Raw genomic sequence first — 26,652 nt, forward strand, 5'->3', positions numbered from 1 at the left:
GGTGCCGCGTTTTCCCGCTCGACCAGGCACCATGGACCGATGCGCGACGACGTCGCCGGTGCGTCCGGCCAGGCGGACCCGGTGGAGGCCGAGCCCTCCGGCCCGGGTCACGATCCGTCGTACGCCGATTCCGACGGCCCGGGCGGTTCCGGTGCCGACGTCGGACTACGCCGCCCGCCGGTGCTCGGTACGGGCAGCTCGCCGCTGGTGGGCGAGCTGGTCGCGGCCGCCGTGCGCGGCGAGGGGCCGGCGATCGACGCCCTGCTCGCCTATGTCCACCCGCTGGCGCTGCGGTACTGCCGCGCCAGGCTGGTCCGGCTGCCCGGCGGGGCCCGGCACCACGTGGACGACGTCGCGCAGGAGGTCTGCGTCGCCGTGCTCTGCGCGCTGCCCCGGTACAAGGACCAGGGGCGGCCGTTCGAGGCCTTCGTGTACGGCATCGCCGCCCACAAGATCGCCGATCTGCAGCGGGCCGCGATGCGCGGGCCCGGTTCGACCGTCGTCCCGCAGGACGACCTGCCGGAGGTGCCGGACGAGGCGCTCGGCCCGGAGGAGCAGGCGCTGCTGAGCAGCGACGCGGCCTGGGCGAAGGAGCTGCTGTCCAACCTTCCGGCCCGTCAGCGCGAGCTGGTGCTGCTGCGGGTGGCCGCCGGGCTGTCGGCGGAGGAGACCGGCGAGGTGCTCGGCATGTCGCCGGGGGCCGTCCGGGTGGCCCAGCACCGGGCGCTCAGCCGGCTGCGGGCGCTCGCGGAGGAGTCCTCCTGACCTCGGCCGTTCTCGCCGGCTGGCCACTGGGGGTAGCTGTCGGCTGGGGCTGTCGGCTGGGGTTGGGGCAAGCAACGGGGCGGGGTTGTTGTCAAGGGCACACGAGGACACATTCGCGGTGCCAGTACCATGGGGTATCGGCGCCTGGGCGGGTTGCCAAAGTTTCACGGGTGCGCGCGGGGTCCCCTTGGAGGATCCTCCCATTGCACCCGGCTTCGGCGGTCTGCGCGAGTGAGCGATGAATGCGCCCCCACCCTCAGGGCGTGAGCGGATAAGGCCGGCCACGGAAGGTACCCCCAAATGTCTTACAACGCCGCAGGCGTACCCGAGAAGTTCGCCATGCTCGGGCTCACGTTCGATGACGTCCTGCTGCTGCCCGGGGCCTCCGAGGTGCTGCCGAACCAGGTGGACACGTCCTCGCGGGTCTCCCGGAACGTCCGCGTCAACATCCCGCTGCTCTCCGCGGCGATGGACAAGGTCACCGAGGCGCGGATGGCCATCGCGATGGCGCGCCAGGGCGGCGTCGGCGTGCTGCACCGCAACCTGTCGGTCGAGGACCAGGCCAACCAGGTCGACCTGGTGAAGCGCTCCGAGTCCGGCATGGTCACCGACCCGATCACGGTCGGCCCGGACACCACGCTGGCCGAGGCCGACGCGCTGTGCGCCAAGTTCCGCATCTCCGGCGTGCCGATCGCCGACGAGGCGGGCAAGCTGCTCGGCATCGTCACCAACCGCGACATGGCCTTCGAGTCCGACCGCAGCCGCCAGGTCCGCGAGATCATGACCCCGATGCCGCTGATCACCGGCAAGGTCGGCATCTCCGGCGTCGACGCGATGGCACTGCTGCGCCGCCACAAGATCGAGAAGCTGCCGCTGGTCGACGACGAGGGCCGGATCAAGGGCCTGATCACCGTCAAGGACTTCGTCAAGGCCGAGCAGTACCCGAACGCCGCCAAGGACGCCGAGGGTCGGCTGCTGGTCGGCGCGGCCGTCGGCGCCAGCGCCGAGGCGTTCGACCGGGCCCAGGCCCTGGTCGAGGCCGGCGTGGACTTCCTCGTGGTGGACACCTCGCACGGCCACAGCCACAACGCGCTGGCCTGGATCGCGAAGATCAAGTCGGCCGTCGGGGTCGACGTGGTCGGCGGCAACGTTGCCACCCGCGACGGCGCCCAGGCGCTGATCGACGCCGGCGTGGACGGCGTCAAGGTCGGCGTCGGCCCCGGCTCCATCTGCACCACCCGCGTGGTCGCCGGCATCGGCGTCCCGCAGATCACCGCCATCTACGAGGCCGCGCTGGCCTGCCGGGCGGCCGGCGTGCCGGTCATCGGCGACGGTGGCCTGCAGTACTCCGGCGACATCGGCAAGGCGCTGGCCGCCGGTGCCGACACCGTCATGCTCGGCTCGCTGCTGGCCGGCTGCGAGGAGTCCCCGGGCGAGCTGCTGTTCATCAACGGCAAGCAGTTCAAGTCCTACCGCGGCATGGGCTCCCTGGGCGCCATGCAGTCCCGCGGCCAGGGCCGCTCCTACTCCAAGGACCGCTACTTCCAGGCCGAGGTGGCCTCGGACGACAAGCTCGTCCCCGAGGGCATCGAAGGCCAGGTGCAGTACCGCGGCCCGCTGTCGGCCGTCCTGCACCAGCTGGTCGGCGGTCTGCGCCAGACCATGGGCTACGTCGGCGCCGGCACCATCGCCGAGATGGAGAGCAAGGGCCGCTTCGTCCGGATCACCTCGGCGGGCCTCAAGGAGAGCCACCCGCACGACATCCAGATGACCGTCGAGGCGCCGAACTACTCGACCCGCTGACCGGTCCGTACGGCACGAACCACCGAGGGCCCGCCGCTGCACCGCAGCGGCGGGCCCTCGCCCGTCCGGGGAACGGGCCGTCGGGGCGGGGCCGCCGGTAGTACGGGATACTGGGTGCGGCCGGGGTGACCCGGCGGGCATGAGCAACACAGCAGAAGGGCTCGAAGTGACTGAGATCGAGATCGGGCGAGGCAAGCGCGGCCGCCGGGCGTACGCCTTCGACGACATCGCCGTCGTCCCCAGCCGCCGTACCCGGGACCCGAAGGAGGTCTCGATCGCCTGGCAGATCGACGCCTACCGCTTCGAGCTGCCGTTCCTGGCAGCCCCCATGGACAGTGTGGTCTCGCCGCAGCAGGCCATCGCCATCGGCCGCCTCGGCGGCCTGGGCGTGCTGAACCTCGAGGGCCTCTGGACCCGCTACGAGGACCCGCAGCCGCTGCTGGACGAGATCGCCTCGATCACCGACGCGTCCACCGCGACCCGCCGGCTGCAGGAGGTCTACGCCGCGCCCATCCGCGCCGAGCTGATCAAGCAGCGGATCCAGGAGGTCCGCGACTCCGGCGTGGTCACCGCCGCCGCGCTCTCGCCGCAGCGCACCGCCGAGTTCTCCAAGGCCGTGGTGGACGCCGGCGTCGACGTCTTCGTCATCCGCGGCACCACCGTCTCGGCCGAGCACGTCTCCAGCGGCGCCGAGCCGCTCAACCTCAAGCAGTTCATCTACGAGCTGGACGTCCCGGTGATCGTCGGCGGCTGCGCCACGTACACCGCGGCCCTGCACCTGATGCGGACCGGCGCGGCCGGCGTGCTGGTCGGCTTCGGTGGTGGTGCCGCCCACACCACCCGCAACGTGCTCGGCATCCAGGTGCCGATGGCCACCGCCGTCGCCGACGTGGCCGCCGCCCGCCGCGACTACATGGACGAGTCCGGCGGCCGCTACGTGCACGTGATCGCGGACGGCGGCGTCGGCTACAGCGGCGACATCCCGAAGGCCGTCGCCTGCGGCGCCGACGCCGTGATGATCGGTGCCGCGCTGGCCCGCGCCACCGACGCCCCGGGCAAGGGCTTCCACTGGGGCATGGAGGCCGTCCACGAGGAGCTGCCGCGCGGCAAGCGGGTGGACCTCGGCACGGTCGGCACCACCGAGGAGATCCTCACCGGTCCGTCGCACACCCCGGACGGCACCATGAACCTGTTCGGTGCGCTGCGCCGCGCGATGGCCACCACCGGCTACACGGAGCTCAAGGAGTTCCAGCGGGTCGAGGTGACGGTCACCCCGGCGCTCGACCGCTGAGTCGCGTCCCGACGAAGGCCCCCGCCGACTCCCTGGGTTCCAGGAGTCGGGCGGGGGCCTTCGGGCTGTCCGGGGGCCGGGGGGCGGCTGTCGTCCGTGGGGGTCAGCCGCGGTCGGCGGTGCGGCGGGTGAGGAGGAAGCCGCCGACGAGGGCGATGGCGTAGAAGGCGGCGTCGAGCGGGCGGAGGTCGGCACGCCAGGTCGTCAGGGTGTCGTACAGGAGCCCTCGCGGGCCGGGGCCGTCGGCGTGCACCCGGCGGAGGTGTTCGGTCAGCTGGCCGAGGAGGAGCGCGCCGGCCGCGAGGAGGGCGCCGAGCGGCGGGAGCAGCCGGTTCCGGCCACCGAGCAGGCCGAGCGGGAGGGCGACCAGGCCGGCCGGGGCGATGGCCAGCCAGCCGAGGCTGTCCGCGGCCCGCAGCGGGGCGCAGCCGTAGGCCAGGCCGCCGAGCAGCATGGCGAGGACGGCGAGGGCGACGGCCAGGGCGGTGCGGCGGCGGGGGGTGGTCCGGGGCGCGGGGGTGACCGGGTCGTAACCGGTCACCGGGGCGCCGGGCATGCCGGGCGCCACGTAGCCGTCGGGGGAGGTCGGAGGGGGTGCGACCGAGTAGTGCTGGGCGGTGCGCGGCCGGGCCGAGGGGCCGTCAGTGCCCGGTGCGGGTGCGGTCATGGGCGTCGAATCCCCCCGGAAAAGACGATGAGCTGCCGAACGGTAGCAGTGAATCGAACGGATCTTGGCGAGTTTTCGATCACAGATCGGGCACGGAGCGCCGCACCCGTTCCGGTTCGTCCCAGCTTGGAGCGGGGGGCGGGTGGTCCTGGGCCCCCGGGACAGGGGATGATGGAGGCTTGGGCGTTCGGGCCCGGCCGGTCCGACGCGCCGTCACCACGACCGCCAGCAGCACATGGGGGAACGTTCCGAATGACCCAGGCGAAGGGTTCCACCGGCCGCCTCCTGGCCGGCCGCTACCGCCTGAACGGCGTGCTCGGACGCGGCGGCATGGGCACTGTCTGGCGCGCCGAGGACGAGATGCTCGGCCGGACCGTCGCGGTCAAGGAACTGCGGATGAACGCCAGCGTCGAGGAGGAGGAGAAGCACCGGCTGATCGTCCGGACGCTGCGCGAGGCCAAGGCGACCGCCCGGATCCGGCACACCTCCGCGGTCACCGTCTTCGACGTGGTCGACGAGGACGACCGGCCGTGGATCGTCATGGAGCTGGTCGAGTCCCGCTCGCTGGCCGACGTCATCCGCGAGGACGGGCCGCTCGCGCCCGGCCGGGCCGCCGAGATCGCGCTCGACGTGCTGGGCGTGCTGATCGCCGCGCACGCGCTGGGCATCCTGCACCGGGACGTGAAGCCCTCCAACGTGCTGATCGGCGAGGACGGCCGGGTCGTGCTGACCGACTTCGGCATCGCCAGCGTGGAGGGCGACGCCTCGGTCACCTCCACCGGCATGCTGGTCGGCGCGCCCTCGTACATATCCCCGGAGCGGGCCCGCGGGCAGAAGCCCGGGCCGCCGGCCGACCTGTGGTCGCTGGGCGGCACGCTGTACGCGATGGTCGAGGGGCGGCCGCCGTACGACCGCGGCTCGGCACTGGCCACGCTGACCGCGGTGATGACCGAGGACCTGGTCACGCCGGTGAACGCCGGGGCGCTGCGGCCGGTGATCGAGGGGCTGCTGGAGAAGGACCCGGCCGATCGGCTGGACGCCTCGCAGACCCGGTCGATGCTCAAGCGGGTGGTCGCGGACGCGACCGTGAGGGCCGAGTCGACCACCGAGCACGCGGTGCCGATGGGGAAGCCGGCCGCCGCGGCGGAGTCGAAGGCCGAGTCCGAGTCGAAGGCCGAGTCCGAGGCGAAGCCGCCGGCGGAGGCGAAGCCGCAGTCGGAGTCGGAGCCGAAGAGGCCCGAGGACGGCCGGAAGCGGACCGTGGGCGGGCTGCTGGGGACGGTCCGGGTGGGCAGCCGGGCCCGGGACGAGGAGCCACCCGCAGCCGCCGTGGCGGATCCCGTCACGGCGGCGGCGGAGCCGGTGCCCGAGCCGATCCGGCCGGTGACCAGCGAGTGGACCTTGGGCGCGACGCAGGCCGCCGGGGCGAACCCGCGCACCGGCCGGCGACGGCTGGCCATCGCCACCGTGGTCGTGGTGCTGCTGCTGATCGCGGGAGTGGTCGCGGTGGTCCAGGCCCTCGGTGGCGGTACCGGCGACACGAAGGGCGCGGCCACCCACAGCGCGGGCGCCACCACGCCGGGGGCGGCGACCACGGACGCCACGCCGAGCGCCACACCGCCCGCGCCGGAGCCGGTGCCCGCCGGCACCGCCCCCGGGACGCCGGGCACGGACGCCACCACGCCCGCCGCTCCCGTGCCCGCGCAGCCCGCCACCACGCCTGGCGCCACCACGCCCGCGGCTCCCGTGCAGCCCCCGGTGCCCGCCCAGACCCCGGCGCAGCCCGCACCGGGCGGCGCGGTGCCGGCCGGGTACCACGAGTACAAGGACCCGAGCGGCTTCTCGGTCGTGCTGCCGGACTGGCTGCAGCCGAGCAGCTCGGACGCCAACCGGAGGATCTTCAAGAACGCGGCCGACGGCAGTCAGCTGCGGATCGAGTGGACGACCACGCCGGGCGCCAGCGCCGTCGCCGACTGGCAGGAGTCCGAGCCCGGCCTGCGCGGCCAGGTCAGCAACTACCAGCGGCTGAACCTGTCCGCGATCTCCTACCGGCAGTGGAGCAACGCCGCGGACTGGGAGTGGACCAGCGGCACGCCCAAGACGCACTCGCTCAACCGCGGCTTCGTGACCGGGACTCCGGCCAAGTACGGCTACTCGATCTACTGGATCGTCCCGGATGCGGAGTGGTCCGCGCAGGCCCCGGTCCGGGACGTCGTCTTCGGCAGTTTCCAGCCCGCGCCGTAGCCAGCGCTGGGCCCACGGGGGACGGGTTCAGCGGGGACGGGTTCAGCCGATCAGGCGCTGCTTGGCCCGGGTGAACTCGTCCTCGGTGAGCGCCCCGGAGGCGTGCAGGGCGGCCAACCGCTCCAGCCGGCCGACGAGTTGCTCGCCCTCGCCGAGCGCGGCAGGGTCCGTCGGTGCGGCGGCGGCGGCGGCGGGCGCGGCCGGCGGGGCGGTGCGGGCGAGCCGGGCGGACTCCCGTACCTGCTCGGCGAAGACGTCGGCCTTGACCACGTCCTCGAAGCGGTGCGAGCCGGTCAGCGCGACGACCGTCAGCACCTCGCCGTTGAGCTTGGTGCGGGTCACGGTGGCGTCGGTGACGGCGGTGAGCGGAACCGGTACCGGAGGCTTCCCGTCTTTCAGGAAGAGCAGCCGATGGGTGGTCAGCACGAGCATCCCCTTGCGGAAGTGGTCGGGGTGGCGCCCGGCGGTGGAGGCGACCGGCTTCTCGCCGTCGATGACCGTCCCCTCGACCGTGCGGACGGCCTCCGCCCGGTTCGCCTGGTTGTTGTTTCCCGTCACCTTGAAGGCGGTGTCGATCAGATCGGTCCAGTCCATGGGACCGAGCGTAAAGGAGCCGCTCAGTAGGCTGCTCGGTGAGCGAGAGGAACTGGCATGCGAGGCGGCCCCGGGCAGTTGCTGGCGGGACGGTACCGGCTGACGGACCGTCCCGAACCTTTCCGCGCCCAGGCGGTGGACGAGCGGACCGGCGAATCGGTGTTGCTGCGTGCCCTGGAGCTGCCCGCGCTGCTGACCGCCGGTCAGGACCCGGAGGACGTGGCACCCGCCCAGGCGGACCGGCTGGTGCGGCGGGTGGCGGCGGTCGGCTCGGCCGCGCCGGCCGCGCACCCGCGGCTGCTGCGCGGGGTCGGGGCCTTCGCCGAGGGCGAGCTGTTGTGGACGGCGGAGGAGCGGCCGGCCGGGCTGACGGCGGCCGAACTGCTGGTCGGCGGGCCGGTCCCGCCGTACCGGGCGGCCGAGTTGGCGGCGGACCTGGCCGGCGCGCTGCGGGCGCTGCACGGGGCCGGGCTCACGCACGGCAACCTGACCGCCGAGTCGGTGCTGCTCTGCGAGGACGGTGCGGCGATGCTCGGCGGACTGCTCGCCGGGGTGGCGGAGGAGGCGCTGGCCGAGGAGCTCGGCGGGCCGGGCGGACGGCGCCGGTACGACGTACGGGCCACCCTGGTCGGCCCGGTGGCGGAGCGCTGGCCGCTGGACGGCGGCCCGGCGGGCGACTGCTGGGCGCTCGGGGTGCTGGTGCACCGGCTGGTCACCGGCCGCTCGCCGTACCCGGAGGGCGGCGTGCCGGAGCTGGTGACGGCCGTACGGGACGGGCGGCGCGAGCACTCGGCGGTCTGCGGGCCGCTGGGGCCGCTGGTCGAGCGGCTGCTGCAGCCCGACCCGGTGCTGCGGCCGACCGCGGAGGCGGTGTGGCGCGAGTTGGTGGAGCTGCTGGCGGGCGCGCCGGAGCCGGTGGACGAGGAGCGGGTGGCGCGGGCGGTGACGCTGAAGCCGGAGGCGCCGCTGGTGCCGGTGCGGCCGCGCCGGGGCGCCCGGGTCGGCCGACGGGGTGGAAACGCCGGGGGTTCCGGGAAGGCCGGGGCGGGCGACGGCGCCGGTAACGGGCCCGGTGGCGGGGTGAAACCGCCGCGGATACCCCCCTCCCTCCTGGGTCCGCTGCTGGTGGGGGGCGTCTTTGTCCTGCTGGCGCTGGGAATGGTCGCCGTGGTGCTGTTCGCAGGCTGACGGCCCGGGCGGATCCGGCACCGCTGGTCCGGGAGGTGGGCGTGATTACCGAGGGCGGCACCGTACGCCTAATGTGTGCGTGGGATTTGTTCGAACAGTGGTCTGCACCAGGCCATCCGTCGCGGTGACGGCAGGCGGAATGTGTGGGGGAGCGGTCGCGGATGGGCGTGCAGGACCGGCCGGAGGCGGCCGAGGCGGAGCGGTTGCTGGCCGGGCGGTACGAGCTCGGCGAGCGGCTCGGCCGGGGCGGCATGGGCACCGTCTGGCGGGCCTGGGACCGGATGCTCGACCGGGAGGTCGCGGTCAAGGAGCTGACCGTCAACCACCTGCCCGAGGAGGACCTGCAGATCCTGCACACCCGGATGAAGCGCGAGGCCAGCGCGGCCGCGCGGATCAAGCACCCCGGTGTGATCACCGTGCACGACGTGCTGGAGCAGGACGGCCGGCCGTGGATCGTGATGGAGCTGGTCGACGGCCGCTCGCTGGCCGACGTGATCAGCCAGGACGGCACCCTGCAGCCGCGCGCCGCCGCCGAGGTCGGCAGCCAGGTGCTCGCCGCCCTGCACCGCGGCCATCAGCTGGGCGTGCTGCACCGGGACGTGAAGCCGGCCAACGTGCTGCTGGAGCGCGGCACCGGGCGGGTGGTGCTGCTGGACTTCGGCATCGCGAAGTACGAGGGCTCGACCGAGCTGACCCGGCCGGGCGACCTGGTCGGCTCGCCGGACTACCTGGCGCCGGAGCGCGCCCAGGGCGAGCGGCCCGGCCCGGCCTCCGACCTGTGGGGCCTCGGGGCCACGCTGTACGCGGCGGTCGAGGGCCAGTCGCCGTTCCGCCGGGACTCGCCGATCAGCACGCTGGCCGCGGTGGTCGACGAGCCGCTGCCGGAGTCGCGCCGCGCCGGGCCGCTGGGGCCGGTACTGGCCGCGCTGATGGCCAAGGACCCGGCTGACCGGCCGACCGCGGACGAGGTGGCCCGGATGCTGGCCGAGGTGCAGGCCGGGCACACGATGGGCTTCAAGGCCGTCGCGCCGGTGCGGCTGCCCACCCAGTCGGTACCGGTGGTGGACCGCAGAGAGCACCGGGCGGAGGCCGCGGAGGCCCCGGACGGGAGCACCGAGGGCTCCGAGGGGCCGACCGAGCCGCGGGCGTCCGCCGGTGACCCCGCCGCAGCCGCCCCAGTCGCTGCCGTCGCGGCCTCCGGCGTCGTGGCCCCCGCCGTCCAGGACACCTCCGGGGGCGGGGTGGCCGCCGGGCAGGCGCACACCGCGCCCGTCGCGCCGGTACCGCACTCCGTCACGCCCGCGCGCGGCCCGGCCAAGCGCCGCAGCACCGCGAAGATCGTCGCCATCGCGGTGGCCGTCGGCCTGCTGGCGGCCGCGGGGACCTTCCTCGCCACCCAGCACGTGGTGGGCGACGGCTCCGACGACCCGACGCCGACCGGTCCGGTCGAGTCGACCGGACCGGGGCCCAGCAGCGACGCCAGCCCCCCGAGCGCGGCGCCCGACGGCTACCACTGGGTCGACGACCCGGCCGGCTTCCGCTTCCCGCTGCCCTCGGGCACCCCGGCCTGGCAGCGCACCGCCGCGTCCGACAACCAGATCTACTACAGCCCCGACAACAAGACGCACTACCTGCAGTTCGCCGTCACCGTCGGGCAGTCGGTCAAGCCGCTGGAGCACATGCGGCAGATGGAGAGCTCCGTCTCCAAGTCCCTGAAGGACTACAAGCAGCACAAGATGACCAGCGTCGCGGTCAACGGCCACGAGGCGGCCGTCTGGGAGTTCAGCTACGCCGCCCAGGGCGGCGGCCGGCGGCGGGCGATCGAGGCCGAGTTCATCGACGACGACGGCACCAGCTACGCGATCTACTCGTCCAGCCCGGAGCGGGGCAACGAGTGGAACGAGGCCGAGCAGCGCTTCAACGCGGTGCTCCACTACTTCGCGCCGACCCGCTGAGCCGACGGCGCCCACGGCGCCCACGTCGGAACGCTTCGACGGCCGGAACGCTTCGACGGCCGGAGCGTCCGCTTTCGCCCGACTGCGGCAGATTCTTGTTACCGACGGGTACCGGACCGGCCCCCGAAGGCCTAGGCTGCGCCGTATGTCGGACCTCACAGCAGATGCAGTGGCCACCGAACACCCCGGCGCCGGCAACCCGGCGGCCCCCGGCGGCGGCCGGACCGTCGCAGCGGCCGTCCCGCGCTCCCTGGTCGACCGGCTGGCCGCCGGCGTCACCGCCGCCGGCGAGCCCGACCTGGTGGACACCGTCGCCCCGCTGACCGGCGAGCGGCTGGCCGGCCTGCCTCAGTCCACCCCGGCCGACGTCGAGGTCGCCTTCCAGCTGGCCCGCCGCGCCCAGTCGGCCTGGGCCGCGCTGCCGGTGCGTCGCCGCGCCGCCGTCCTGCTGCGCTTCCACGACCTGCTGCTCAAGCGGCAGGACGAGGTGCTGGACCTGATCCAGGCGGAGACCGGCAAGGCCCGACTGCACGCCTTCGAGGAGGTGCTGGCCGTCGCCATGGCCGCCCGGCACTACGGGCGCGCCGCGCACACGTACCTCAAGGACAAGCGGCACGGTGGCGCGCTGCCGGTGCTCACCCACGCGGTCGAGGCCCGCCGCCCCAAGGGCGTGATCGGCCACATCTCGCCCTGGAACTACCCGCTGGAGCTGTCCATCGGCGACGCCCTGCCCGCCTTCGTGGCCGGCAACGCCGTGGTCAACAAGCCCGACACGCAGACCGCGCTGACCGCGCTGTGGGCCCGCGAGCTGCTGGTCGAGGCCGGGCTGCCGGGCGACCTGTGGCAGGTCGTGATCGGCGACGGGCCGGTGATCGGCCCCGCCGTGGTGGAGCACGCCGACTACGTCTCCTTCACCGGCTCCACCCGCACCGGCCGCGACGTGGCCCAGCGCGCCGCCGCCCGGCTGGTCGGCGCCTCGCTCGAACTCGGCGGCAAGAACGCCATGCTGGTGCTCTCCGACGCCGACCTCGACGCCGCCGCCGCGGGCGCCGTACGGGCCTGCTTCTCCTCCGCCGGGCAGCTGTGCATCTCGATCGAGCGGCTGCTGGTGCACCGCTCGGTGGCCGACGAGTTCCTGGAGCGCTTCGCCGCCCGCACCCGGGCGCTGCGCCTCGGCGGCGGCCTCGCGTACGGCGCGGACATGGGCTCGCTGGTCTCCGTCCGCCAGCTGGAGACCACCACCCGGCACGTGGAGGAGGCGGTCAAGGCGGGCGTCACCGTGGTGGCCGGCGGCCGCGCCCGGCCGGACCTCGGCCCGTTCTTCTTCGAGCCGACCATCCTCGACGGCGTCACCCCGGACCTGGCGGTCTGTGCCGAGGAGACCTTCGGCCCGGTCGTCTCCGTCTACCGCTTCGACACCGAGGACGAGGCGGTGGCCGCCGCCAACTCCACGCCGTACGGCCTGAACTCCAGCGTCTGGACCAGGGACCGGCGGCGCGGCCGGACGGTCGCGGCCCGGCTGCGCACCGGGACGGTCAACGTCAACGAGGCCTACGCGGCCGCGTACGGCTCGGTCGCCTCCCCGATGGGCGGCATGGGCGACTCCGGGCTGGGCCGCCGGCACGGCGCCGAGGGCATCCTGCGCTTCACCGAGGCGCAGACCATCGCGACCCAGCGGTTGATGCCGATCGCGCCCTCGTTCGGCCTGGACGACAAGCAGTTCGCCGCCGTGATGACCGGCGGGCTGCGCGCGCTCAAGGCGCTGCGCTTCAGGTAGGCCCCCGCGACAGCCGGGCCCCGCGGTCGTGCGGGGCCCGACTCGTGGTTCCCACAGGCATGTTCATCCCGGCGAAGGAGCGGTGGCAGATGGTGGAGTCCGGCGGTGCGACGGAGTTCGACTACGACGTGGTCGTGGTCGGATCCGGCTTCGGCGGATCGGTCGCGGCGCTGCGGCTGACCGAGAAGGGCTACCGGGTCGCCGTCCTGGAGGCCGGACGGCGCTTCGACCGGGACGAACTGCCCAGGAACTCCTGGGACCTGCCGAACTACCTGTGGGCTCCGCAGCTCGGGCTGTACGGCATCCAGCGGATCCACCTGCTCGCCAACGTGCTGATCCTGGCCGGCGCCGGGGTCGGCGGCGGCTCGCTGAACTACGCCAACACCCTGTACGTGCCGCCGAAGGCCTTCTTCGAGGACCGCCAGTGGCGCCACATCACCGACTGGCAGGAGGAGTTGGCGCCGTTCTACGACCAGGCGCAGCGGATGCTCGGGGTCCGGCTCAACCCGACCGTCACCCCCTCCGACGTCCACCTCAAGGCGGCCGCCGAGCGGATGGGCGTCGGCGACACCTTCCACATGGCACCGGTCGGGGTGTTCTTCGGCGACGGCAAGGACACCGACGGCACGGCCAAGGCGGCGCCCGGCGACGAGGTCGCCGACCCGTACTTCGGCGGCGCCGGCCCGGCCCGCAAGGCCTGCGTGGAGTGCGGCGAGTGCATGACCGGCTGCCGGCACGGCGCCAAGAACATGCTCACCGAGAACTACCTCTACCTGGCGGAGCGGGGCGGCGCGGAGATCCACCCGCTCACCACGGTGGCCCGGATCCGCGAGCTCCCCGGTGCCGACGGGAACCACGGTTTCGCCGTGGACGTGCGCCGCACCGACTCGCGCTCGAAGACGGACCGGGTGAAGGCGGGCGCGCGGACCATCACCGCCGCCCGGGTGGTCGTCGCGGCCGGCACCTACGGCACCCAGTCGCTGCTGCACCGGATGCGCGACGCCGGGCACCTGCCCCGGATCTCCGCCCGGCTCGGCGAGCTGACCCGCACCAACTCCGAGGCCCTGGTGGGCGCGCAGACCACCGACCGGCGCTACGGCACCAAGGCGGACTTCACCAAGGGCGTCGCGATCACCTCCTCGATCCACCCGGACGCCAACACCCACATCGAGCCGGTCCGCTACGGCAAGGGCTCCAACGCGATGGGCGCGCTGTCGATCGCCCAGGTCAAGGGTGGCGGAGCGGTCCCGCGCTGGCTGCGCTACCTGGGCAACTCGGTGCGCCACCCGGTGACCTTCGCCCGCTCGATGAACCAGCGCGGCTGGTCCGAGAAGACGATCATCGGCCTGGTGATGCAGTCGCTGGACAACTCGATCACCGTCTCGCTGAAGAAGGGCCCGCTCGGCAAGCCCCGGCTCACCTCCGGCCAGGGCCACGGCGAGCCCAACCCGACCTGGATCCCCGCCGCTGAAAAGGGCGCCCAGGCGCTGGCCGACGAGATCAACGGCTTCGCGGGCAGCACCGTCGGCGAGATCTTCGACATCCCGATGACCGCGCACTTCCTCGGCGGCTGCCCGATCGGCGACGCCCCCGAGACCGGCGTGGTCGACCCGTACCACCGGCTGTACGGATACCCGGGGATCAGCGTGGTGGACGGCGCGGCCGTCTCCGCCAACCTCGGCGTCAACCCCTCGCTCACCATCACCGCGCAGGCCGAGCGCGCCCTGTCGATGTGGCCGAACAAGGGCGAGACGGACCGGCGCCCGGCGCAGGACCAGGCGTACCGGCGGGTCACCCCGGTGGCGCCGGTGCGGCCGGCCGTGCCGGAGAGCGCGTTCGGCGCGCTGCGACTGCCGCTGCTGCCCGTCCCGGAGGTTCCCGAGAAGCGCGGCTGAAGCCGGTCCGACCCCCCAATCCGCCTGCCCCTGTTCCCGGTTGACATCCGTTCGGGTCCGATGGGATAAACGGGCTCCTTGGGGCAACCCAGGGACTCGTCGAGCGGGGGGAACCGGTCCATGGCCAACTGCGCATCGTGCGGCGCGACTTCGGTGGAGGGGGCGTCGGCGTGCGGCTCGTGCGGGCGGCCGCTCGCGCCTCCGCCCCCGCCCCCGCCCGCCGCGGCCCCGCCCCTGCCGGCCCCGCCTGCGGGGGCCCCGCCTCTGCCTGCCCCGCCTGCCCCGCCCGCGGTGGGCACGTGGGGCGCCGGGACGCCGTACACCCAGCCGCCTCCTGTCCGCCGTCTGCTGACCGGGCCCGACTGGCGCCCGGCGTTCAGGGCGGCCGTCGCGCCGACCGTCGTGCTGCTGATGGCCGCGCTGATCGCGGCCATCCCGGGCGACTACCAGTACGAGTACCGGTTCCGGTCGCCCGACTTCGGCGACCGCTTCGGCGCGACACTGTCGATGGCGCTGAACGCGCTCGGCGCGCCGTTCAAGCTCGGGTACCAGAGCCCGCTGAGCCGGGGCCACGCCGAACGGATGGACATCGTCTTCCGGGTGGCGCCGATGACCGTCACCGCCCTGTGGTGCCTGGCGCTCTGGTTCGGCCTGCGGGCCGGGCTGCGGCGGCGCAAGGCGGTGGAGGGCCAGCTGACCCGGGTCCAGGCCGCCGGTGAGGCGCTGCGCACCGCCCTGGTCCTCGCCGGGGTGACGACGGTGCTCTGGGCGGTCGGCGGTACGACCTGGCAGCCGCAGGACACCTACGACATCCCGGACTACACCGGTACCAGCGGCCAGGACCTGGCCCGGCCGGTGATCACCGCGGGCGCCGGCTGGCCGGAGGCGGTCGGCTGGACCGTGGTGCTGGCCGGACTGCTGGCCTTCACCGTCTACGGCACCGACGCGCTGCGCTGGGCCGCCTGGCGTAGCCGGTCGGTGCGGGGCTGGGCGGTGGCCGCGCTGACCGCCGGCCAGGCGATGGCGCTGTCGGTGGCCCTGTCCGCGACGGCGGCCTTCGTCCTGGTCGCGGCGAACAGCACGAGCGGCGGGCAGACCGGGCTGTCGCTGGCCTTCCTGCCCAACCTCGGCCTCACCCTGCTCGGCTTCGGCTCGGGCGCGACCTTCCAGGCGCACAGCGGCATGACCGGCGGCAAGACGTCCTGGGGCGACCGCAGCGAGGACCTGGACCTCTCCTTCTTCGACCTGCGCGACCAGGTGACCGCCGACTGGCGCTGGGCCGGCCTGCTGGCGCTCGCCGCGGCGGGCCTGCTCGGCTGGACGGCGTACCGGCGACAGCTGGACGCGGCCGACCGGCTGCGCCTGGCGGCGGTGCACGCCACGGCGCTCACCGCGCTGATGGCGGTGGCCGGGGCGATGATGACCCGGACCTCGTCCGTGGCGGGCTGGAGCCGGGCCACCGACACGGCGGTGTCCCAGGAGAACTCGGTCGGGCTGACCTTCCTCACCGTCCTGGCGGCCAACGCGGCCTGGGCGGTGGCCGGCGCGCTGCTGGTGCCGCCACTGCTGGCGGCGGTCCGCGGCGGGGGCGCGCCGCAGGGCACTGCTCCGCATCCGCATCCGTATCCGTACGCGCCCGCGCCCGTGCCGCCGGAGGTGCCGTACGGGCCGACGCCGCCGCACGGCGTCCCCGCGCAGGGTGGTCCGGCGCAGGGAGCTCCCGTGCAGAGCGGTCCGCCGCACGGTGTCCCCGCGCAGGCCGCCGTGCCGCAGGACGGGCCGACCGCCCCCGGGGCCGGGGTGAGCGAGGTGCTGGGCTCGCACGAGGCGCCGCCCACCCCCGCGGCCGGGACTCCGGTCCCCGCCGACGCGCCGCAGGCCCGGGGCGAGGAGTCGGTGGACCCGAGCGTCTGGCGCGAGCACCCCTGAGGTCCGAAGGGTCCGGACGGCACAGGGCGGCCGGACCGGGGGGCGGAGGCGTCCGGAACGGGCAAAGGGCCCCGCGGGGGAGCGGGGCCCTTTGTCGTTCAGCACTCGGCGTCAGGGCCGCGCCGGTGCTGGGGTGACGGCGCCGGGGGAGGAGCGCCGTCGTGTCGGTTGGCCTGGGGTCGCGCCCTCGCGGCTCCGGCGTGGGTGGCCGGCGGTCTGGGGCGCGCGCGCTCGTGGAGCGGCAGGCGGCGCGCAGGTCTGCGCCGGTCCCTCGCTCACGGAGCGTGAAGTGAAAACCGCTGTCGCCTGGCTGGGCGGCGGCTGCGGAACGTCGTCGGCGGGCCCTCTCGGTGAGCCGTCAGGTCGCCGGGAGAACCGCTTACAACGAGCATCGTGCTGGACGAGGGGCTCGCTCTGCAACCGATTCGGCACAGTTCGACCCTGTCCATTTGCTGCCAGGGCGACCGCCGATGATCACGGTGCGTAGTGGTCGGGAGGGTGCGGCGCACGGGGACGCGCGTAGCGGCGCGGGACGGCCGGGGGCGTGCGCCGGGTGTGCCCCGGATCGGGCCGGGGGTGCGACGGCCGGTCCCGGGCGTCCCCGGACTCCGGCCGTCCCACCTCTCGGCCCAGTCGCGGCCGGGTTCGCTGTCCCCTGCTCGCCGACCGCGGCACCCGCGCACGGTCCCACGGAGCCGCGCTCCCGGCGGAGCCGGGCGGCGGCGCCACATGCGCCGGTGGACTGGGGTGAAGCTCCACGCGTGGTCCTGCAGCCGTACGGCGATGCCCCCGCGGGGGTCGGTCGGCGCGTCTGGCGGACGCGGCGCGGCCGTGCGGTCGTCTGAAGCAACGAATCGCGGCCCCGTCCGGTCACGGTCCTTTGGATGGGCAGACGAGTGAAACCGGACAGCCCGGTAGAATCGGAGCCAGACACCCCACGCCCGTCGCCACCGCAGCCCCGCAGGGGGAGGCGGCTCCGCGTGACACCTCGATACCGCTGCCGGAAGGCCGTCTGTGTCCTCTGCAATTCCCGTCCAGTCCGCGCCGGACAACGACACCGTCCTGGTGGTCGACTTCGGTGCCCAGTACGCCCAGCTCATCGCCCGTCGGGTGCGTGAGGCGCGGGTCTACAGCGAGATCGTGCCGAGCAGCATGCCGGTCGCCGAGATGCTCGCCAAGAACCCCAAGGCGATCATCCTCTCCGGCGGCCCGTCGTCGGTCTACGAAGAGGGCGCGCCGCAGATCGACCGCGCGATCTTCGAGGCCGGTGTCCCGGTCTTCGGCATGTGCTACGGCTTCCAGCTGATGGCCGTGACCCTCGGCGGCACCGTCGACAACACCGGTGCCCGCGAGTACGGCCGCACCCCGCTGACCGTCTCCCGCTCCGGCTCGACCCTGTTCGAGGGTGTCCCCGCGCAGCACTCGGTGTGGATGTCGCACGGCGACGCCTGCTCGGCCGCGCCGGAGGGCTTCATCGTCTCCGCCTCCACCGACGTGGTCCCGGTCGCGGCCTTCGAGAACGACGCGGCCCGCCTGTACGGCGTCCAGTACCACCCCGAGGTGCTGCACTCCGACCACGGTCAGCAGATCCTGGAGCACTTCCTCTACCGCGGCGCCGGCATCGCTCCGACCTGGACCACCGGCAGCGTGGTCGAGGAGCAGATCGCCCTGATCCGCGAGCAGGTCGGCACCAAGCGCGCGATCTGCGGCCTGTCCGGCGGCGTGGACTCCGCGGTCGCGGCCGCCCTGGTCAACAAGGCCATCGGCGACCGGCTGACCTGCGTCTACGTCGACCACGGCCTGATGCGCAAGGGCGAGACCGAGCAGGTCGAGAAGGACTTCGTGGCCGCCACCGGCGTGCAGCTGAAGGTCGTCGACGCCGCCGAGCGCTTCCTGAGCGCGCTGAAGGGGGTCACCGACCCCGAGGAGAAGCGCAAGATCATCGGCCGGGAGTTCATCCGGGTCTTCGAGCAGGCCCAGGCCGAGATCATCGCCGAGGCCGGCGAGCAGGGCGAGTCGGTCGACTTCCTGGTCCAGGGCACCCTGTACCCGGACGTCGTGGAGTCCGGCGGCGGCACCGGCACCGCCAACATCAAGTCCCACCACAACGTCGGCGGCCTGCCCGAGGACCTGCAGTTCCAGCTGGTCGAGCCGCTGCGCAAGCTGTTCAAGGACGAGGTCCGGATGGTCGGCCAGGAGCTGGGCCTGCCGGAGGAGATCGTCCAGCGTCAGCCGTTCCCGGGCCCGGGCCTGGGCATCCGGATCGTCGGCGAGGTCACCGAGGAGCGCCTGGACCTGCTCCGCGACGCCGATGCGATCGCCCGCGAGGAGCTGACCGCGGCCGGTCTGGACCGCGAGATCTGGCAGTGCCCGGTCGTGCTGCTCGCCGACGTGCGCAGCGTGGGCGTGCAGGGCGACGGCCGCACCTACGGCCACCCGATCGTGCTGCGTCCGGTCTCGTCCGAGGACGCCATGACCGCGGACTGGTCGCGCCTGCCGTACGACGTGCTGGCCCGGATCTCCACCCGGATCACCAACGAGGTCCGCGACGTGAACCGCGTCGTCGTCGACGTCACCAGCAAGCCGCCGGGCACCATCGAGTGGGAGTGACCACTCCCGCCGGCCGTTAGACCGACGACCGGAGCCTGAACGGTCGCGCCGTCGTTCCCGTATGGAAGGGAACGGCGGCGCGGCCGTTCGCGGTGCGGGCGCCGTTCCCCGGGTGGGACCTCCCACCGAAAGCGGTCAGGAGCGGGCAGAATGCGGACCGGACCTGTCAGGGAGTGACAGGCCGAGAGGGAAGGTGTGCGGGATGTCGGAGGCCAGCAACTCGGTGCCGGCCGGCGGGGGAGCGGCCGACCGGGCCGACCGGGCGGCGCAGCGGCGGGCCCTCGGGTCCAGGTACGCACTGCTCCCGCTGCGGCTCTTCCTCGGCGTCACCTTCGGGTACGCCGCCCTCGACAAGCTCTCCGACGCGCACTACCTGGCCGGGGCGGGAGACCCGGCCTCCTTCGTCTCCCAGACCCAGGCGGCCAAGGCCGGCGGCAGCCCGATCTCGTTCCTGCTCGGCCCCGCCTTCGACCACCCGACCCTGTTCGCGCTCGCCATCGCCTTCGGCGAGCTGGCGGTCGGCCTCGGCACCCTGTTCGGCCTCTGGGGCCGGGCCGCCGCGCTCGGCGGCGCGCTCCTCAACCTCAGCCTCTGGCTGACCGTCAGCTGGAGCGTCTCGCCGTACTACCTCGGCAACGACCTCGCCTACCTGATGGCCTGGACCCCGCTGGTGCTGGCCGGCACCCCGTACCTGTCGGTGGACGGCTACCTCGCCCGCCGGGCCGGCCGGGACCGCGCGCGGGGGCTGGGCGAGGACCACGCCAGGCGCCGGGCACTGGTGGACGGCGGGATCGCGGCCGTCGCGATCGGCGGGGCCGGGCTGCTCACCGGCTCGCTGACCCGCACCTTCGGCCGGGACAAGGGCGCCGCGCCCAAGCAGTCGGCGGCCCCGGTCTCCGCCGCCCCGGGGCCCGCCCCCACGGTGTCCGCCGCGAGCGTGCCGGTCGGCGGCTCGGCCCAGGTCAAGGACCCGGCCACCGGGGACGCCGTCTACATCATGCAGCCCACGGCGGGCCAGTACTGCGGCCTCTCCTCGGTGTGCACCCACTCCGGCTGCGCCGTGGACGCCCCGAAGAACGGCCGGCTCTACTGCCCCTGCCACGGCTCCCGGTTCGACGCCGCGACCGGCGCGGTGGTGAACGGGCCGGCGGTCAAGCCGCTGCCGAAGTACACCGTCACCAAGGACGGGGACAAGCTGACCCTGGGCCCGCAGCAGAGCTGAGGCCCAGGGCCGGGGGCTCGCTCGGGAGCGGGAGTCCGGGGGCGGCGACTCGGGGCGGATTACTCCTCGCGGCCGGGGCGGCCGCGCCGGGCCACCGCCGCGACCGCGCCGGCCAGGCCGCCGACGCCGAGCACGATGAAGGTGACCGGGATGACGATCCGCCCGTTCACCGACTGGTCGTTGAGCGCGGCGACCAGGTAGAGCACGGCGAGCACGGTGAACAGTGCGCCCGCGATCAGCGAGAACAGGTCGAGCCGGTGCTTCCTCACTGCTGGACCACCTTGATGTTGCCGAGCCCGATGCCGAGTTCGAGGTTGAGCGTGCCCTTGGAGGCCTGGCCGTCGGCCGGGTCGATCAGATAGCTGTGCCGTCCGGTGCTGTTGCTGCGGTCGCCGGGGACGGTGACGTCGCCGAGGCCGACCCGGGCGGTCACGTTCACCGTCACGTCGGCCGGCACGGTGACGGTCATGTCGCCGGCGCCGAGGTCGACCTTGGTGGCGAGGGTGCCGCCGGCCGGGGCGAGCCCGGACAGGTCCAGCCGGAGGTTGCCCGCCCCCAGGTTGTACCGGTCGTGAAGGTCGGACGCCGCGGTGACCGTCCAGTCGCGATCGCCGACGGCGTTCCTCATCGAGTCCGGCGAGTGGCCGACGAAGGCCAGCGCCAGGGTGAGCAGCAGGCCGGTCGCCGCCAGCTTGCGGGCCCGGCCGAACTTCGCGCCGACCAGCAGGGTCAGGCCGACCACCAGCAGCGCGGCGGCCAGCGCCGTCGCGCTCAGCACGGTGGGGTTGTGGTGGTTCGACGAGGCGGACCAGACCGCGGCGGCCGCGCCGATCGCCAGCAGGAAGCCGAAGAAGCCGAGCGCCGAGCGCTCCCGGGGGTGCCGTACGACGGCGGGCTCGGAGCGGCGCTTCGGGTGCTCCTTGCGCAGCGGGTCGCCCTCGGGCAGGTCGGCGCGCTGCCACCAGGGCTGGGCCGGGCCGCCGACCGGCGGCACCGGGGTGCCGAACGGCGGGGTCGCGGTCGCGGAGGTGGCGCCGTACGGGTTGCGCTCGGGGTGGCGCGGGTCCCACAGGTACCCGCTCGCGCCCGGGGCGGGACTGTCGGCGGGGACCGTTCCGGCGGCCCGGTCGGCGGCGTGCCGGGCGCGGGCAGCCTCGTCCGGCGCCGACTGCGGCCAGAGGTGGCCCTCGGACTCGGACCCGGGCAAGTGGCGGTCGTACGGACCCCCGTGCCGGCGGCCACGCCCCCGGCCGCGGCGGCGGTCCGGGTCGTAGCGCACCGCCAGGAAGACCAGGCCGGCGAGCAGGAGCAGCGGGAACATCTGGTCGCCGTCGCCCATCGAGGAGAAGAACACCCCGGTGCCGATCACGGTCAGCAGCACCGCGCCGACCGACTGGCCGTCCACCCGTCCGGTGAGCACCCGCTGGAGCTCGGTGCGCCCGCCGCGGCCCTTGGACGGGTCGTCGGTCGGGACGATCAGCCAGGCCAGGCCGTACAGGAACAGCCCGAGCCCGCCGGAGAGGCAGAGCACCACGGTGACCACCCGGAAGACCACCGGGTCGATGTCCAGGTGCCGGCCGAGGCCGCCGCAGACGCCTGCGACCACACGGCGGTGCTCGGCCCTGGTCAGCGGCGGGCGTTCCGGCTCCGGCGGGGCGGCGGGCCCGGCCTCCTCGATGCGGGGGTCCTCGGTCATGGACACCATCCTTCCGGCAGGTACGGGTCCGGCCCAACCGGGAGCGCCCCTGCCCGTACCCTGACTTGTCCCTGATACGGGCTAGGGACACACCCTGATGCGCCCGCGGGGCCGCGCGTGGAACCATCGGTGGCGTGGCAGCCCCCGGTACCGACCCCCGAACCATCGCCTCCGACGCCGTGCCGTCGGCCGGCGCCGAGTCCAACGCGTCCGACGGCGGGAAGCCGCCGTACCGCCGGCTCTACCGCAGCCCGCAGGGCCGCATGCTCGGCGGCGTCGCGCACGGTCTGGCGGTGCACCTCGGGCTGCCGGTGCGCTGGGTGCGGCTCGCCTTCGTCCTGCTGTTCTTCGCGCAGGGGATCGGCGCGCTGCTGTACGCCGCGTTCTGGTTCGTGGTGCCGATCGGCATCGGCGAGCCCTCGCAGCGCGGCGGCGCCCAATGGGTGTACCTCAACGGCGTGTTCGTGCCGGCCGCGCCCGGGCTGCAGAGCGGCCTGCTGAGCAAGGGCCCCGCCGGCGGCTGGCTCGGGCGGCTGCGTCAACTGCTCCAGCACACCCTGCAGGGCGAGCCGGTGGCGCCGCTCGCGGAGGGCGAAGCCGCGGCGCCGACCGGCAAGAGCGGACAGGGCGGCCTCGCCCAGCTCGCCGCCCTGGTCATGGTCGTGATCGGCCTGATCGCCCTGCTCAACGTGCTCGGCTGGCAGACCGCCAAGCCGTACACCTGGCCGCTGCTGGCGATCGGCGTCGGCGTCGCGCTGGTCTGGCGGCAGGCCGACGACTCGCGCTGGCAGCGCTGGTTCGGCATCGAGGAGGGCGAGAAGCGGCGCGGCGCCTACACCCGGGTCGGCGCGGGCGTGCTGCTCACGGTGGCCGGCACCATCGCGCTGCTCGCCATGCAGGGCAGCGGTTCCGCGCTCGGCTCGGTCATCGAGGCCTCGCTCGCGGTGCTCGCCGGGGTGCTGGTGCTGCTCGGCCCGTACGGCCTGCGGCTGTGGCAGGACCTCGGCGCCGAGCGCACCGCTCGCATCCGCGCCCAGGAGCGGGCCGAGATCGCCGCGCACATCCACGACTCCGTGCTGCACACCCTGACCCTGATCCAGCGCCGGGCCGAGGACCCCAAGGAGGTGCTGCGGCTGGCCCGCTCGCAGGAGCGCGAGCTGCGGCTGTGGCTGTACCGCCCGGAGGCCGCCGCCGAGGCCGCCCCGGACACCATGGCGGAGAGCCTGCGCGCCGCCGTCGCCGAGGTCGAGGACCGGCACGGCGTCCCGGTCGAGCTGGTCATCGTCGGTGACTGCCCGATGGACGAGAGGATCGCGGCACAGATGCAGGCCGCGAGGGAGGCGACCGTCAACGCGGCCAAGTACGGTGGCGGGGGACCGGTCCAGGTCTACGCCGAGGTGGAGGGGAGGACGGTGTCGGTGTTCGTCCGCGACCACGGCCCCGGCTTCGACCCCGACACGGTGCCCGAGGACCGGATGGGCGTACGGGAGTCGATCATCGGCCGGATGAAGCGCAACGGCGGCACCGCTCGGGTGCGGCCGGCGGCGGGCGGCGGTACCGAGGTCGAGCTGGAGATGGAGAGAACGAATGACTGAGGCAGCGCCGATGGGGGTCCCCGCGGCCGAAGGCTCCGGGCGTACCGCGCGGGTCGTCCTGGTGGACGACCACCGGATGTTCCGGACGGGGGTCCGGGCCGAGATCGGCCGCACCGACGTGACCGGCATCGACGTGGTCGGCGAGGCCGACGACGTGGACTCGGCGGTCCGCGTGGTCGCCGAGACCAGGCCCGACGTGGTCCTGCTCGACGTCCACCTGCCCGGCGGCGGCGGCGTCGAGGTGCTGCGCCGCTCGGTCGGCGTGATGGGCGAGCAGGGCGGGGTGAAGTTCCTGGCGCTGTCGGTGTCGGACGCCGCCGAGGACGTCATCGGCGTCATCCGCGGCGGCGCGCGCGGCTACGTCACCAAGACCATCACCGGCACCGACCTGGTGAACGCGATCTTCCGGATCGCCGACGGCGACGCCGTGTTCTCGCCCCGACTGGCCGGCTTCGTCCTGGACGCCTTCGCCGCCACCGACACCCCGCCGGTCGACGAGGACCTGGACCGCCTCACCCAGCGCGAGCGCGAGGTCCTGCGCCTGATCGCCCGCGGCTACGCCTACAAGGAGATCGCCAAGCAGCTCTTCATCTCGGTGAAGACCGTCGAGAGCCACGTCTCCGCCGTCCTGCGCAAGCTCCAGCTGAGCAACCGCCATGAGCTGACCCGCTGGGCCACCGCCCGCCGCCTGGTCTGATCACCCCCGGCGTCTAGCCCGTCCGGTCCGGTTCCTCCGGGCCGGGCGGGCTTGTCGGTGGGTGGCCATAGACTCGGAGTGCCATGAGTAGCCTCTTTGACGACCTTCCGCTCCCCGGTTTCGAGGCACTTGCCGCCGGGTCGAAGCAGCCCGACGCGCCCATCGACGAGGAGCCCCCGCCGTACGAGGACGACGTTCCGTACGACGCGTACGAGGAGGCGATCCCGGACGGGCTGTTCCGGACCGACCACTCCGCCGACGCGGAGCGGGACGCCTGGTACCGCAACGGCGCCGCCCGTACGGTGATCGACCCGGCGCAGCTGCTGGAGGGGATGAACGACCCGCAGCGCGAGGCCGTGCTGCACGCGGGGTCGCCGCTGCTGATCGTGGCCGGCGCCGGTTCGGGCAAGACCCGGGTGCTGACCCACCGGATCGCCTACCTGCTGGGCGCCCGCGGGGTGCAGCCGGGGGAGATCCTGGCGATCACCTTCACCAACAAGGCCGCCGGCGAGATGCGCGAGCGCGTCGAGGCACTGGTCGGCCCGCGCGCCCGGGCGATGTGGGTGTCCACCTTCCACAGCGCCTGTGTGCGGATCCTGCGCCGCGAGTCCAAGCAGCTGGGGTTCACCTCCAGCTTCTCGATCTACGACTCGGCCGACTCGCAGCGGCTGATGTCGCTGGTCTGCCGCGACCTCGACCTGGACCCGAAGCAGTTCCCGCCGAAGTCCTTCACGGCGAAGGTCAGCAACCTCAAGAACGAGCTGATCGACGAGGAGACCTTCGCCGACCAGGCCGCCAACCCGATGGAGAAGAAGCTCGCCGAGGCGTACGCGCTGTACCAGCGGCGGCTGCGCGAGGCCAACGCGCTGGACTTCGACGACATCATCATGACGACGGTGAACCTGCTGCAGGCCTTCCCCGACGTCGCCGAGCACTACCGGCGCCGGTTCCGGCACATCCTGGTCGACGAGTACCAGGACACCAACCACGCCCAGTACATGCTGGTCCGGGAGCTGAGCGGCGGATCCGTCACGGCCGCGCCGAAGCGCACCGCGGACGGGGACTTCGTGAACCCGGCCGCCGCGCACCTCGCCGAGGTGCCGCCGGCCGAGCTGTGCGTCGTCGGTGACGCGGACCAGTCGATCTACGCCTTCCGCGGCGCGACCATCCGCAACATCCTCCAGTTCGAGGAGGACTACCCGAACGCGACCACGATCCTGCTGGAGCAGAACTACCGCTCCACGCAGACCATCCTGAGCGCCGCCAACGCCGTCATCGAGCGCAACGCCAACCGCCGCGAGAAGAAGCTCTGGACGGCCGGCGACCACGGCGAGAAGGTCATCGGCTACGTCGCGGACGACGAGCACGGCGAGGCCCAGTTCATCGCCGACGAGATCGACCGGCTCACCGACAAGGGCGAGGCCAAGCCCGGCGACGTCGCGATCTTCTACCGGACCAACGCCCAGTCCCGGGTCTTCGAGGAGGTGTTCATCCGGGTCGGCCTGCCGTACAAGGTGGTCGGCGGGGTGCGCTTCTACGAGCGCAAGGAGGTCCGGGACGTCCTGGCCTACCTGCGGGTGCTCTCCAACCCGGAGGACACCGTGCCGCTGCGCCGGATCCTCAACGTGCCCAAGCGCGGCATCGGCGACCGGGCCGAGGCGATGATCGACGCGCTGGCCGCGCGGGAGCGGATCTCCTTCGCCCAGGCGCTGGCGCGGGTGGACGAGGCGTACGGGATGGCCGCGCGCTCGGCCAACGCCGTCAAGAAGTTCAACACCCTGATGGCCGGGCTGCGCCAGGTCGTCGAGTCGGGCGCGGGCCCGGCGGCGGTGCTGGAGGCCGTCCTGGAGGAGACCGGCTACCTGGCCGAGCTCCAGTCCTCCACCGACCCGCAGGACGAGACCCGGGTGGAGAACCTGCAGGAACTCGCCTCCGTCGCCCTCGAGTACGAGCAGGACCCGGGCGAGCGGCCGGACGCCGAGGAGGACGGCGCGCCGCCGGTCGGCTCGCTGGCCGACTTCCTGGAGCGGGTCGCGCTGGTCGCCGACTCCGACCAGATCCCGGACGAGGACGAGGAGGGGCGCGGCGTCATCACGATGATGACCCTGCACACCGCCAAGGGCCTGGAGTTCCCGGTGGTCTTCCTGACCGGCATGGAGGACGGGATCTTCCCGCACATGCGGGCGCTCAACCAGGTCAAGGAGCTGGAGGAGGAGCGCCGACTCGCGTACGTCGGGCTGACCCGGGCGCGCGAGCGGCTGTACCTGACCCGCTCGGTGCTGCGCAGCGCCTGGGGGCAGCCGGCGTACAACCCGGCCTCGCGGTTCCTGGAGGAGATCCCGGAGACGCTGGTGGAGTGGAAGCGCACCGGGGCGGTGCAGGCGCCGGCCCAGCGCGGCTACTCCTCGGGCTCGTCCTGGGGCAAGTCCTCGTCCGGGGGCGGCAGTTCGCGTTCGTCCTCGGGGTCCTCGTCCTCGTCGTCGTTCTCGGCCTCGGCCTCGCCGAAGGCGGGCTGGGGGCAGTCCGCGCGGCGCGGCGGCAAGGTGGTGGAGCGCGACGGCGTCTCGCTGGCCGTCGGCGACCGGGTCACCCACGACAGCTTCGGGCTGGGCACGGTGGTGGCCGTGACGGGCGTGGGCGACCGGGCGCAGGCCACCGTCGACTTCGGCACGCAGGGGCGCAAGCAGCTGCTGCTGCGCTACGCGCCCGTCGAGAAGCTGTAGC

18 protein-coding genes are annotated in these 26,652 nt (G+C 73.9%); 14 read left to right on the plus strand and 4 right to left on the minus strand.

The annotated features are described in order from the left end of the window. Positions 1-39: 39 nt before the first annotated feature. The 3 genes from ACZ52J_RS06210 (at position 40) to ACZ52J_RS06220 (ending at position 3,859) form a co-directional block, all read left to right on the plus strand. Positions 40-765, plus strand: a complete 726-nt coding sequence (locus tag ACZ52J_RS06210; RefSeq protein ID WP_465616211.1) for a sigma-70 family RNA polymerase sigma factor — start codon at positions 40-42, stop codon at positions 763-765. 300 nt (positions 766-1,065) lie between these two features. Further along, the gene (gene guaB / locus ACZ52J_RS06215; protein ID WP_360495096.1) at positions 1,066-2,568 is read left to right on the plus strand and encodes an IMP dehydrogenase; all 1,503 of its coding nucleotides are present in this window, start codon (positions 1,066-1,068) and stop codon (positions 2,566-2,568) included. A 166-nt stretch (positions 2,569-2,734) separates the two neighbouring features. Then, complete coding sequence (locus ACZ52J_RS06220; protein WP_360495099.1) at positions 2,735-3,859, plus strand: GuaB3 family IMP dehydrogenase-related protein; 1,125 nt, start codon at positions 2,735-2,737, stop codon at positions 3,857-3,859. A 103-nt stretch (positions 3,860-3,962) separates the two neighbouring features. Here the strand turns inward: ACZ52J_RS06220 and ACZ52J_RS06225 are convergent, their stop codons facing one another. Beyond that, positions 3,963-4,526, minus strand: coding sequence for a hypothetical protein (locus tag ACZ52J_RS06225; RefSeq protein ID WP_465616213.1), 564 nt, complete (start codon positions 4,524-4,526; stop codon positions 3,963-3,965). A 252-nt stretch (positions 4,527-4,778) separates the two neighbouring features. Between ACZ52J_RS06225 and ACZ52J_RS06230 the strand changes: the two genes are divergently transcribed. Beyond that, positions 4,779-6,770, plus strand: a complete 1,992-nt coding sequence (locus ACZ52J_RS06230; RefSeq protein ID WP_465616215.1) for a serine/threonine-protein kinase — start codon at positions 4,779-4,781, stop codon at positions 6,768-6,770. A gap of 42 nt (positions 6,771-6,812) precedes the next feature. Here the strand turns inward: ACZ52J_RS06230 and ACZ52J_RS06235 are convergent, their stop codons facing one another. Next, positions 6,813-7,364, minus strand: a complete 552-nt coding sequence (locus ACZ52J_RS06235) for an SHOCT domain-containing protein (protein ID WP_465616217.1) — start codon at positions 7,362-7,364, stop codon at positions 6,813-6,815. 57 nt (positions 7,365-7,421) lie between these two features. On the opposite strand from ACZ52J_RS06235, the gene ACZ52J_RS06240 reads away from it, so the two are divergent. The 7 genes from ACZ52J_RS06240 to ACZ52J_RS06270 all read left to right on the plus strand — a co-directional run bounded on the left by ACZ52J_RS06240 (position 7,422) and on the right by ACZ52J_RS06270 (position 19,940). Further along, positions 7,422-8,552, plus strand: coding sequence for a protein kinase family protein (locus tag ACZ52J_RS06240; protein ID WP_465616219.1), 1,131 nt, complete (start codon positions 7,422-7,424; stop codon positions 8,550-8,552). A 161-nt stretch (positions 8,553-8,713) separates the two neighbouring features. Further along, positions 8,714-10,507 carry a serine/threonine-protein kinase gene (locus ACZ52J_RS06245; RefSeq protein ID WP_465616221.1) on the plus strand — a complete coding sequence of 598 codons (1,794 nt, stop codon included), beginning with the start codon at positions 8,714-8,716 and terminating at the stop codon, positions 10,505-10,507. Between the two features lie 145 nt (positions 10,508-10,652). Then, complete coding sequence (locus tag ACZ52J_RS06250; RefSeq protein WP_465616223.1) at positions 10,653-12,284, plus strand: succinic semialdehyde dehydrogenase; 1,632 nt, start codon at positions 10,653-10,655, stop codon at positions 12,282-12,284. Positions 12,285-12,373: 89 nt separating this feature from the next. Then, positions 12,374-14,179, plus strand: coding sequence for a GMC oxidoreductase (locus ACZ52J_RS06255; RefSeq protein ID WP_465616225.1), 1,806 nt, complete (start codon positions 12,374-12,376; stop codon positions 14,177-14,179). Positions 14,180-14,470: 291 nt separating this feature from the next. Next, on the plus strand, positions 14,471-16,108 hold the full coding sequence (locus tag ACZ52J_RS06260) for a proline-rich domain-containing protein (protein ID WP_465616227.1): 1,638 nt from the start codon (positions 14,471-14,473) through the stop codon (positions 16,106-16,108). A gap of 1,014 nt (positions 16,109-17,122) precedes the next feature. Beyond that, positions 17,123-18,718 carry a glutamine-hydrolyzing GMP synthase gene (gene guaA / locus ACZ52J_RS06265; RefSeq protein ID WP_360495125.1) on the plus strand — a complete coding sequence of 532 codons (1,596 nt, stop codon included), beginning with the start codon at positions 17,123-17,125 and terminating at the stop codon, positions 18,716-18,718. 202 nt (positions 18,719-18,920) lie between these two features. Then, complete coding sequence (locus ACZ52J_RS06270; RefSeq protein WP_465616229.1) at positions 18,921-19,940, plus strand: Rieske 2Fe-2S domain-containing protein; 1,020 nt, start codon at positions 18,921-18,923, stop codon at positions 19,938-19,940. A 59-nt stretch (positions 19,941-19,999) separates the two neighbouring features. On the opposite strand, the gene ACZ52J_RS06275 is transcribed toward ACZ52J_RS06270, so the two are convergent. Both ACZ52J_RS06275 and ACZ52J_RS06280 read right to left on the minus strand, forming a co-directional pair. After that, the gene (locus tag ACZ52J_RS06275; protein WP_360495131.1) at positions 20,000-20,209 is read right to left on the minus strand and encodes a hypothetical protein; all 210 of its coding nucleotides are present in this window, start codon (positions 20,207-20,209) and stop codon (positions 20,000-20,002) included. Continuing rightward, positions 20,206-21,636, minus strand: coding sequence for a PspC domain-containing protein (locus tag ACZ52J_RS06280; RefSeq protein ID WP_465616232.1), 1,431 nt, complete (start codon positions 21,634-21,636; stop codon positions 20,206-20,208). Before ACZ52J_RS06280 ends, ACZ52J_RS06275 begins: the two co-directional genes overlap by 4 nt. Positions 21,637-21,899: 263 nt before the next feature. Between ACZ52J_RS06280 and ACZ52J_RS06285 the strand changes: the two genes are divergently transcribed. From ACZ52J_RS06285 to pcrA, 3 genes are all read left to right on the plus strand, one after another. Continuing rightward, positions 21,900-23,231: an ATP-binding protein gene (locus ACZ52J_RS06285; RefSeq protein ID WP_465616373.1), complete on the plus strand. Its 1,332-nt coding sequence runs from the start codon at positions 21,900-21,902 to the stop codon at positions 23,229-23,231. Next, a complete protein-coding gene (locus ACZ52J_RS06290) occupies positions 23,224-23,928 on the plus strand; it encodes a LuxR C-terminal-related transcriptional regulator (protein ID WP_465616234.1) in 705 nt (234 codons plus the stop codon). The genes ACZ52J_RS06285 and ACZ52J_RS06290 overlap by 8 nt, the downstream gene beginning before the upstream one ends. Positions 23,929-24,011: 83 nt before the next feature. Next, complete coding sequence (gene pcrA / locus ACZ52J_RS06295) at positions 24,012-26,651, plus strand: DNA helicase PcrA (RefSeq protein ID WP_465616236.1); 2,640 nt, start codon at positions 24,012-24,014, stop codon at positions 26,649-26,651. Position 26,652 lies beyond the last annotated feature (1 nt).

The sequence above is a fragment of the Kitasatospora sp. NPDC034035 genome, from assembly GCF_055575755.1.

Bases quoted from the DNA above. Each gene is read 5' to 3' on its own strand.
- ACZ52J_RS06210 (WP_465616211.1), top strand. From the start codon at position 40: ATGCGCGACGACGTCGCCGGTGCGTCCGGCCAGGCGGACCCGGTGGAG.
- guaB (WP_360495096.1), top strand. From the start codon at position 1,066: ATGTCTTACAACGCCGCAGGCGTACCCGAGAAGTTCGCCATGCTCGGG.
- ACZ52J_RS06225 (WP_465616213.1), bottom strand. From the start codon at position 4,526: ATGACCGCACCCGCACCGGGCACTGACGGCCCCTCGGCCCGGCCGCGC.
- ACZ52J_RS06230 (WP_465616215.1), top strand. From the start codon at position 4,779: ATGACCCAGGCGAAGGGTTCCACCGGCCGCCTCCTGGCCGGCCGCTAC.
- ACZ52J_RS06235 (WP_465616217.1), bottom strand. From the start codon at position 7,364: ATGGACTGGACCGATCTGATCGACACCGCCTTCAAGGTGACGGGAAAC.
- ACZ52J_RS06240 (WP_465616219.1), top strand. From the start codon at position 7,422: ATGCGAGGCGGCCCCGGGCAGTTGCTGGCGGGACGGTACCGGCTGACG.
- ACZ52J_RS06245 (WP_465616221.1), top strand. From the start codon at position 8,714: ATGGGCGTGCAGGACCGGCCGGAGGCGGCCGAGGCGGAGCGGTTGCTG.
- ACZ52J_RS06250 (WP_465616223.1), top strand. From the start codon at position 10,653: ATGTCGGACCTCACAGCAGATGCAGTGGCCACCGAACACCCCGGCGCC.
- ACZ52J_RS06255 (WP_465616225.1), top strand. From the start codon at position 12,374: ATGGTGGAGTCCGGCGGTGCGACGGAGTTCGACTACGACGTGGTCGTG.
- ACZ52J_RS06270 (WP_465616229.1), top strand. From the start codon at position 18,921: ATGTCGGAGGCCAGCAACTCGGTGCCGGCCGGCGGGGGAGCGGCCGAC.
- ACZ52J_RS06280 (WP_465616232.1), bottom strand. From the start codon at position 21,636: ATGACCGAGGACCCCCGCATCGAGGAGGCCGGGCCCGCCGCCCCGCCG.
- ACZ52J_RS06285 (WP_465616373.1), top strand. From the start codon at position 21,900: ATGCTCGGCGGCGTCGCGCACGGTCTGGCGGTGCACCTCGGGCTGCCG.
- ACZ52J_RS06290 (WP_465616234.1), top strand. From the start codon at position 23,224: ATGACTGAGGCAGCGCCGATGGGGGTCCCCGCGGCCGAAGGCTCCGGG.
- pcrA (WP_465616236.1), top strand. From the start codon at position 24,012: ATGAGTAGCCTCTTTGACGACCTTCCGCTCCCCGGTTTCGAGGCACTT.